This window comes from Bacillus sp. A1, from assembly GCF_042296235.1.
GTDB classification, from domain to species: domain Bacteria; phylum Bacillota; class Bacilli; order Bacillales; family Bacillaceae; genus Bacillus; species Bacillus velezensis.
The window spans coordinates 2,010,617-2,021,409 of the sequence record NZ_CP141181.1 but is presented as its reverse complement, the minus strand read 5'-3'; the positions used below and the strand labels follow the sequence as shown (position 1 = coordinate 2,021,409).

1 protein-coding gene is annotated in these 10,793 nt (G+C 51.2%); it reads left to right on the top strand.

Annotated elements, in window-relative coordinates; translation table 11 throughout:
* Position 1: 1 nt before the first annotated feature.
* A complete protein-coding gene (locus tag U2H13_RS09760) occupies positions 2–10,777 on the top strand; it encodes an amino acid adenylation domain-containing protein (RefSeq protein WP_376700795.1) in 10,776 nt (3,591 codons plus the stop codon).
* The last annotated feature ends 16 nt before the right edge of the window (positions 10,778–10,793 follow it).

Sequence of the window (10,793 nt, the reverse complement as noted above, 5' to 3'; positions counted from 1 at the left end):
CATGACAAAAAAGAATGCAATTCAGGATATTTATCCGCTGTCTTATATGCAGGAAGGAATGCTTTTTCATTCCCTCCTGCAAAAGGAATCACAGGCTTACGCCGAGCAGGCCTCCTTTTCAATAACGGGGAAGGTTGACACCCGCGTGTTTGAAGAGAGCGTTCATGCCCTTTTCGAAAGACATGATATTTTCAGAACGATCTTTATCAGCCAGAACGTGTCCGTGCCGCAGCAGGTCGTATTAAAAGAGCGGAACGTCAGCATTATTGAGGAAAATCTCACTAATTTAAATAAGGCTGATCAAATCAAGTATATCGAAGAAGCCAAACGAAGAGACCGTGAGAAAGGGTTTCATCTGCAAAAAGACATGCTGATGCGGGTGACGCTGCTTCAAACCGGTGAATGTGAATATACGTGCATATGGAGTTTCCATCACATTATTATGGATGGCTGGTGTCTCGGAATCGTGCTGAAAGAGTTCTTCCAGATATACGCCTCGCGGCTCCGCCGGACACCGTTAACGCTTGAGCCCGCTGTACCGTACAGGACCTACATCAAGTGGCTGATGGAGCAAGATAAAGAAAAAGCCGCTTCGTACTGGGAGCGGTATCTTGAAGGCTTTGAACAGCAGACTGTTCTGCCGAAGCAGAAAAAAGCCGGCGAAAGCAGACAAGAGGAAGTGACGTTTTCCTTTTCAAAAGAGGACACGGCTAACCTGAAAGAGCTGGCCGTAAAAGAAGAGGTCACGCTGAGCACCATTTTCCACACGCTCTGGGGCATTTTGCTTCAGGCGTATAACCAGACAGAAGATGCGGTTTTTGGTTCTGTCATTTCCGGAAGGCCGTCTGAAATCGAAGGCATCGAGCGAATGATCGGCCTGTTCATTAATACCGTGCCTGTCCGGATCAGCGGGGCGGACATCCCGTTTCAAAAGCTGATCAAAAACGTGCAAAAGGACGCTTTGAAAGGACAGGCTTACAGCTATCATCCGCTTTATGACATACAGGCGAATTCACAGGTAAAACAAGGCTTAATTGACCACATTCTTGTCTTTGAGAATTATCCGGTTGAACAGGAGCTTGATGTGCTGAACAGCAAGGGGGACACGAAAGACCTTTTTCACATCCATGATTTCAGCATGGAAGACGAAACCAACTACAGTTTTTACCTGATGGTGGCGCCGGGTGACGAGATTCACTTGAAAATGAGATACGATTCAAGCGTGTATGACCGCCAATTTATTGAAAATATCAAAGGCCATTTGGCACACATCGTCTCCCAGGTTCTCGACAAACCGGACACCACGTCGGACAAGCTTGAAATCATCACTCCAGAGGAAAAAGCGCAGCTGCTTGCGCCGATTTCTGAAGAGGCCGAAAAGCCTGAATATGACACGGTTCATGCAATGTTTGAACGGCAGGCCGCAAAAACGCCGGATCAAATCGCGATTCGGTATGAAGGTGAGTCAGTGACGTACAAAGAGCTGAACGAATCGGCTAATAAGCTGGCACGCCTGCTGAAAAAACGCGGTTTAAAGCGGGAGGAGCCGGTAGGCGTCATGCTCGGCCGTTCCCCTTCTTTAGCGGCGGCTGTTCTCGGTATTTTAAAAGCGGGCGGCGCCTTTGTCCCGATAGATCCGGGCAGTCCAAAGGAGCGTATCCGATATGTCATTGAAAACAGCGGCTGCGTCCATGTTGTAACAGAGCGGCATCAGTCAGTCCCCGCGGAACAAACGCTGCAAGTTACATACATAGAAGAGGCCGGGACGGAAGCGGACGGAAGCAATGTGCAATCCATTAATACGGCGGACGACCTCCTTTATATGATTTATACATCCGGTACGACAGGGAAACCGAAGGGCGTGCTGCTCGAACATAAAAATATGGCCAACCTGCTTTCTCACCAATTGACGAACACAGACATTGATTTTTGCACAAATGTGCTGCAGTACGCATCTTTGGCGTTTGACGTCTGCTATCAGGAGTTATTTTCAGTACTCTTGAGCGGCGGCACCCTCTGTATCGTGCCCGAATCAATCAAACGGGATGTTTCTCAGCTGTTTTCGTTTATTGATCAGCACAACACGGAAGTGGTGTTTTTCCCGACTGCGTTTGTCAAGATGCTTTTCAATGAAGAAGGTTATGCACAGTCTTTTCCCCGCTGTGTGAAGCATGTCATTACGGCCGGGGAGCAGCTGACCGTTTCGCGTTTGTTCAGGCAGACGCTCCGTTCACACGGTATGCATCTGCATAATCATTACGGCCCGTCAGAAACTCATGTGGTTTCAACGTATACGATTTCTGCGGGAGATGACATACCTGAACATCCGCCGATCGGGAAACCGATCCATCATAACAAGATGTATATTCTCAGCAAAAATAGGCAGCTTCAGCCTCTCGGAATTGCGGGAGAATTGTATATTTCCGGAGCGAATACAGGAAGAGGCTATGTGAACAATCCGGCGCTGACCGAAGAGAAATTTTTGCCCGATCCGTTCAGAACGGACGCCGTCATGTACCGGACCGGAGATTTGGCAAGACTGCGTGCGGACGGCCAAATTGAATACATCGGCCGGACAGATGATCAAGTGAAGATCAGAGGGTACCGGATTGAACCGAAGGAAATTGAAACTGTCCTGGCAAATCATCATGCCGTGAAAGAAGCTGCCGTTCTGATTCAAACGAATGAGTCGGGCGAAAATGAATTATGCGCTTACTGCAGCGTCTCACAAGCGACTGATCCTTCTCAGCTGCGGAGAGATTTGGCTAAAGAGCTGCCTGAGTATATGATTCCGGTCAAATGGGCTTTCGTTGACTCGATTCCGCTCACTACGAACGGAAAAGTCGATCAGCGGGCCCTTCCAGAAGCTTCGGCGTACGCAGCGGGCCGTCGATATACAGCTCCCCGGAATGTGACGGAGCTGAAGCTTACCCGCATATGGGAAGAAGTGCTTCAAACCGGCCCGATCGGCGTTCACGATCACTTTTTCGAGCTTGGCGGCCATTCATTAAAGGCGACGGCACTCGTTGCAAAAATAGCTAAAGAGTGCAGTGTGCAAATCCCGCTGAGCGATGTCTTCAGCCATCCGACTGTAGAAGAACTCGCTAAAATCATCAGTGAAGCAGAAGAGAACCCGTTCGCATCCATAGAAAAGACAGAAACGAAAGAAACATATCCTGTCTCATCCGCCCAAAAACGGATGTACGTCCTTCACCAGCTTGAAAATGGCGGTGTCAGCTATAACATTCCAGCCGTTTTAGAGGTGAGGGGGCCGTTTGACCGAGATAGGATGGAAGCCGTGTTCAAGGAATTGATCGGGCGGCATGAACCGCTCAGAACGTCCTTTGAAGAAAAAAACGGCCTGCCCGTGCAGAGGATTCATGACGACGTGCCGTTTGCATTTACAAAAGAACAATCAGCCGAAGCGTTTATCCGGCCGTTCGATCTCGGCAAAGCGCCCCTTTTCCGGGCGGGATTTGTCCAAATAGAAAAAGACCGGCATCTGCTTTTAGCTGACATGCATCATATTATTTCAGACGGCGTATCCGTCAATCTTTTGATACGTGAATTCAGTGAGCTGTATGCTGAGAGAAGTCTGCCGCCGTTACGGATTCAATACAAAGATTATGCCGTCTGGCAGCAATCATTTATGGCGGGCGCCGCATATCGGAAACAAGAGGAGTACTGGCTGAACCGGCTTGCCGGTGAGATTCCCGTGCTTGAATTGCCGGCTGATAAGCCGCGTCCCCCCGTGCGGAGCTTTTCCGGTGACCGGGTGTCATTTGTCATCAGCGAAAAACATACAGCACAGTTGAAAAAGCTGGCGAAAGAAAACAAATGCACACTGTATATGACGCTGCTTGGTGTGTACACGGTTCTGTTAGCCCGTTTAAGCGGACAGGAAGATATGATTGTCGGGTCTCCGATTGCAGGAAGGCCTCATGCCGACCTTGACGCCGTTCTGGGCATGTTTGTCAATACGCTTGCTTTCAGGACGCGTCCCGACGGAAGCATGACATTCAAAGAATATTTAAAGGAAATTCGCCAAACAGCGCTTGAGGCTTACGAACATCAGGATTACCCGTTAGAAGAGCTCGTCGATAAGCTCGGTGTGCCGCGGGACATGTCCCGAAATCCGCTGTTTGACACAACATTTGCGCTGCAAAATATGGAACAGCAGAAGCTTAGGGCAGCCGGACTTGAACTGCAGCCGGCAGACGTCAGCCTGCCGATTTCTAAATTTGACTTATCGCTGTACATCTCTGAAAACGCCGGTGAATTGTACTGCCAGTTTGAATACAGCACCGATTTGTTTAAGAGAAAAACGATTCAAAAATGGGCCGAATTTTTTACGACACTTGCCGAAAACGCCGCGGCTGATCCGGGCTTGGAATTAGACGATATTTCTGTTTTGACAGAAAAAGAAGAAGTGTCTCTGCTTCAAGATTTCAGCCCCTTGCAGAAAACAGCGTTTCCGCTTCATCAGTCTCTTCATGATCTGCTGGAACAGCAGGCGGAAAAAACGCCGGACCGTCCGGCGATTTTAACTGATGACATTTCGATTACGTATCAGGAACTGAACGAAAGGGCAAACGAGCTTGCGCATCAGCTGATCAAGCGGGGGATAAGGCTGGAGGATAAAACTGCCATTATGGGCCGGCGTTCTCCTGACATGCTGATCGGCATTTACGCTGTCTTAAAAGCAGGCGGTGCATATCTGCCGATTGATCCGGATTACCCCAAAGAGCGGATTCGTTTTTTACTGAAAGACAGCGGCGTGAGATTCTTACTGGCAGAACCAGAACTTTTGGCCGCAGATCTTTTTGAGGGAGAAATGATCTCTCTGAAAAGCGGACAAACAGGAAACCCGGAAGCTGCGGCCAACCCTAACGTTCCGGTAAAACCTGATTCATTGGCTTATATCATCTATACATCCGGTTCTACGGGACGCCCAAAAGGCGTGCAGGTTGAACATCGGTCAGCCGTAAACTTTTTATACTCACTGCAAACGCGTTATGGATTAAGTGATTCTGACATCATTTTGCATAAAACATCATATTCTTTCGACGCTTCGATTTGGGAGCTGTTTTGGTGGCCGATCGCGGGAGCTTCTGTTTTCCTCCTTCCGCAAGGCGGCGAGAAAGACCCTGAAATGATACTGAACGCATTGGAGAATAACCGCATAACGGCGGCCCATTTTGTGCCATCCATGCTTCATGCTTTCTTGGAATATATAAATTCCAGAAAACAGCCGATCAAAAAGACCTGCTTAAAAAGGGTTTTTGCCGGCGGCGAACAATTGGGCCCGCACCTGGCTTCCCGTTTTTATGACCTTCTGCCGGGAACGGAATTGACAAATTCCTACGGTCCGACGGAAGCGACAGTAGAAGCGGCGTACTTTGATTTGCCGCAAGGAAAAGAATTTCACAATGTTCCGATCGGCATTTCCGGACATAACATGCGGCTGTATATTTTAAATCAAAAGAAACAGCTTCTGCCGCCGGGCTGTATCGGAGAGCTGTACATCGCGGGGACAGGGGTGGCCCGCGGCTATCTGAACCGGCCTGAGCTGACGGAGGAGCGTTTTCTCGATGATCCGTTTTATCCGGGAGAACGCATGTATCAGACGGGAGATATCGCACGCTGGACAGAAGACGGCCTTGTCGAATGGCTCGGCCGTTCAGACGGACAGGTGAAAGTCCGCGGCTACCGGATTGAACCGGGAGAAATCGAAGCGGCGATCCGGCGCATCGACGGCATTCGTGAGGCGGCGGTCACCGCCCGGACCGAGCACGGCGAAACCGCGCTTTACGCCTATATCGAAGGACGGGAAAGCGATGACGTGCGGGCGGAGCTTGCGACACGCCTTCCGGCCTACATGATGCCGGCTCAGTTCATAGAGATGAGCGAATGGCCGGTCACGCCGAGCGGAAAACTTGACCGCCGCGCGCTGCCGGCTCCCGGCGGAGCGGCAGACAGACGGGTGTACACCGCCCCGCGGAACGTCACGGAAATGAAGCTTTGCGCCCTTTGGGAAGAGGTGCTGAAAAACGGCCCCGTCGGCATCCGGGATCACTTTTTTGAGCGGGGCGGCCATTCGTTAAAAGCGACGGCTCTCGTCTCCCGCATCGCCAAAGAGTTCGGTGTTCAGGTGCCGTTACAGGACATCTTCGCCCGGCCGACGGTGGAAGAGCTCGCTTCGGTCATTCAGGACTTGGAAGAGAGCCCGTATGAAGCGATTCAGCCTGCGCAAACACAGGACACCTACCCGGTGTCTTCGGCGCAGAAACGGATGTATGTGCTCCAGCAGCTTGAAGACGGCGGTGTCGGCTACAATATGCCGGCTGTGCTGGAACTGACGGGCCCGCTTGACCGCGGCCGGCTGGAGGAGACGTTCCGGCAGCTTGTGGAGCGGCATGAGTCGCTCAGAACGTCCTTTGAAACGGGGCCTGACGGCGAACCGGTGCAGCGCATCCATGACAGCGTACCGTTTCAGCTGGATGAGGCCGAGTCAGCTGACGCATTCGTCCGGCCGTTTTGTCTGGAGGAAGCGCCGCTCTTCCGTGCGGCCCTCGTGAAAGAATCAGACGAACGTCATCTTTTATTAACGGATATGCATCATATTATTTCTGACGGTGTGTCCGTCAACACCTTGATTAAAGAATTCGGCGAGCTGTACGCAGGCCGTTCGCTTGCGCCGATGCGCCTTCAATATAAAGACTATGCCGTCTGGCAGCGGTCGTTTCAGGAGAAAGAAGGATATCAGAAGCAGGAAGCGTATTGGCTGAAGCGGCTAGAAGGAGAGCTTCCGGTGCTTGAGCTTCCGGCTGACAAGCCCCGTCCGGCTGTCAGAAGCTTTGCGGGCGGCAGCGTATCGTGCACGCTTGACGCTGAAACCGCATCCGGCCTTCACCGCATCGCCCGGGATCACGGCTCCACTTTGTATATGGTGCTTCTCGCCGCGTACAATGCGTTACTCGCGAGATTGAGCGGTCAGGAAGACATCATCGTCGGCTCGCCAATTGCCGGGCGTCCGCACAAAGACCTTGAACCGATTCTCGGCATGTTCGTCAACACGCTGGCCATCAGAACGGAGCCGAAAGGAGACAAACGGTTTACCGATTATTTGGCGGAAGTCCGCCAGGCCGCGCTTGAAGCGTATGAGCATCAGGACTACCCGTTTGAAGAGCTTGTGGAACGGCTCGGCGTGCAGCGGGACACAAGCCGCAATCCGCTGTTTGACGCCATGCTTGTCGTTCAGAATATGGAGCATGAGGAACTGCTGTTGGACGGTTTGCATATTCAGCCTGCGGACGTGTCCCGTCCGGTTTCCAAATTTGATGTCACTTTGCAGGCTTCTGAAGGCGGGGGACAGATTCATTTTCTGTTTGAATATGCGGCGTCTTTATTCCGGAAAGAAACGATGCAGCGCTGGGCTTCCCACTTTATGACGATGCTTGAACACATTGTCCGTGAACCGGAAACTTCTTTACAAGCGATCAGCATGCTGACTGCTCCGGAACGGGACCGGATTCTTTCGGACTTTAACGGCATGGCGGATCAACAGCTGCCTGAAAAAACAGTTCATGAACTGTTCATCACCCAGGCGCGAAAAACACCGGATGCGGCAGCCCTTATCAGCAGGGAAACTTTAATCACATATAAAGAATTAGATGAATGGTCGAATAAAATCGCCAGAGCTCTGCAAAAACGGCAGATCGGACCGGATGCCGCCGTCGGCATTGTGATACCAAGATCACCGGAACAAGTCGCGGCAGTCTTCGGGGTTTGGAAAGCCGGGGGCGCCTACGTCCCGATAGATCCTGAATATCCGGAGGAACGCAAGCAATATATCATCTCAGACAGCGGCACAGCGCTTCTCCTTACCGTACACGGCGCAATAGATCAAGTGCCTGATCATTTTAAAGGTGAAGTGCTCGCACTGGAGGATATCCAAGAACAAGACGCATCACCGGTTCAGTCATTATCAGCACCGGAAGATTTGGCTTACATCATTTACACGTCCGGGACGACAGGCAGGCCGAAAGGGGTTATGGTCGAACATCGTTCCGTCAGCCAAACCCTTCAATGGCGGAGCGGATTTTATGATCTGAATGAGAAAGATACGATTCTTCAGCTCTTTTCATTTTCATTTGACGGTTTTGTAACAAGTATGTTCACACCGCTGATTTCCGGTGCGAAAGCGGCCGTTTTAGCCGAAGATGAAGCAAGAGATATTCTTGCTATTAAACACTATCTTGCATCTTACCGCATCACTCACATGATCATTGTACCCGTGCTGTATCGCACACTGCTTGACGTACTGGAGCCGGGTGATGCCGAGTCTCTCCGGATTGTCACATTAGCGGGAGAAGCCGTCGACCAAAACGTTATCAGCCGCAGTTTATCAGTTTGTCCACACACTGAGCTTGCCAATGAGTACGGCCCGACGGAAAACAGCGTCGCCACTACAGCGGCAAGACATATAGAACAAAGTGAGAACATCACGATCGGCCGTCCGATTGAGCATTCACACGTTTATATTTTAAACGGAGATCACCCGCAGCCGATCGGCGTAACGGGAGAACTTTGCATCTCGGGTTCCGCCCTTGCAAGAGGGTACCGCAATCTTCCTCAGCAAACGACCCAAGCCTTTGTCCAAGACCCGTTCCGGAAGAACCGGCGCATGTACCGCACGGGCGACCTGGCAAAATGGCTGCCGGACGGCACGCTGCAATATATCGGCCGAATGGACGAGCAAGTCAAAATCAGAGGCTACCGGGTGGAACTGAAAGAAATTGAATCCGCCTTAACAGGCATAAAAGGTGTCAAAGAAGCAGCCGTCACCGCTCTGCCCGCATCAGCAGGCCAAACGGAACTATGCGCTTATATCGTGACAGAAGAAGGAACAGAAAGTGAAACCGTGCAGCAGGCGCTCAGAAATGAAATGCCCGCTTATATGGTGCCGGCGTTCTTTGAAACACTTGAAGCCCTGCCTGTCACACCGAACGGGAAGCTTGACCGCCGCGCGCTTCCTGAGCCGCAGAAAAAAGCGCACACCGGACGGGCATTTACCGAGCCTGAAAGCGACATGGAAAAAGAGCTTTCCGCGATTTGGAGCGAAGTGCTCGGGACTGAAAATATTGCCGCGGATCAATCATTTTTTGAACTGGGCGGCGATTCCATCAAAGCCCTGCAAGTATCAGCCCGATTACATCAGGCAGGAAAACAGATCGCCGTAAAAGATATTTTCAGCCGGCCGACAATTAGAGAGCTGGCGCCTTATGTCCGTACAGAGCGGCAGCCGGTCAGCCAAGCTCCTGCAGAAGGAGAAGTGAAGTGGTCGCCGGTTCACAAATGGTTCTTCACACAAGACATGAAGGAAGCAAACCATTTTAACCAGTCCGTCATGCTGACGAGAACAAATTCAATAGATGAAGAGGCCCTGAGGAAAACGTTAAAAGCCATTACCGTTCATCATGATGCCTTGCGCCTTGTCTGCAAAAAAGACGAAGAGAAAGGTCTTCTCCTCTTCAACAGACCGGCTGACCTCGCAGATGAGCAGCTTTACAGCCTGACCATTTTAGAAACGGAAGGCGATGAGCATGAGAAGGACCGTTTTGTAAAACGCCGCGTCGCAGAGCTTCAGAGAAACATGGATTTGGAGAACGGCCCGCTTGTACAGGCGGGGCTGTTCCGCTCCGAAGCAGAAGATTACTTGTTTCTGACGGTCCATCATCTCGCTGTCGACGGGATATCATGGCGGATTTTATTGGAAGACTTGGCTTCTGCTTATGAGCAGGCCGTCTCTGGACAGGAAATCAAACTCCCTCCGAAAACCATGTCATTCAAAACATATACGGAGCAGCTGGCCGATTATGCCGAAAGCAGACAGCTTCTTCAGCAGGCGGAGTATTGGCGGGAGATTGAACACTATGAAACAGAAAGTCTTCCTTACGAGCAGGCAGATTTATCTCAAACTCCTGCAAAAAAACGGAACACGGTATCCTTCACTCTGACAGAAAGTGAAACGGACGCCCTGTTGAAAGATGTGCACAGCGCCTACAATACGGATACGCAAGATGTGCTTTTGGCTTCCGCCGTGCTTGCCGTTCAAAAGTGGTCGCCGCGGCACGCTTTGAAAATCGCCCTTGAAGGACACGGACGCCAATCGGAGCAGGCAGGTACGGACATCAGCAGGACGGTGGGGTGGTTCACTTCCATTTACCCGGTGCTTTTCCGGAGCGGAGTTTATGAACCTCATGAAGAATATGAAATTCGCACATTGAAAACCGTCAAAGACACATTGCGGCGCATTCCGGATAAAGGGAACGGATACGGCGTCCTCAAATATTTAACACCGCCGAAGCTTGCCGGGATGACTTTCGGGAAAGCACCGGAGATCAGCTTTAATTATCTCGGACAATTCGATGCGCCCGGCGGGAATCCGGCAGAAACGGAACAGCCTGACGCGTTTCAGTTTTCTCCTTTGGGAGGCGGAGATGATGTGACAGATACATGGAAACGGGAGCAGTCACTTGAAATCAGCGCGATTGCGGCAAAAGGCCGGATGACCGTCAGCATTTCCTATGAAACGGAGCGCTTCCGGCAAGATACGATCGAACGGCTGTCCGAAAGCTGCCGGTATTATCTCCTGAAACTGTCGGAACACTGCCTCAGCAAAACCGATACGGAGAAGACCGTCAGTGACTTTGATGATCGGGAGCTGACTGAGGAAGCATTGCAGGATATTGCCGACTTACTCAGCTTCCACTAAACCGAGCGGGAGGAAC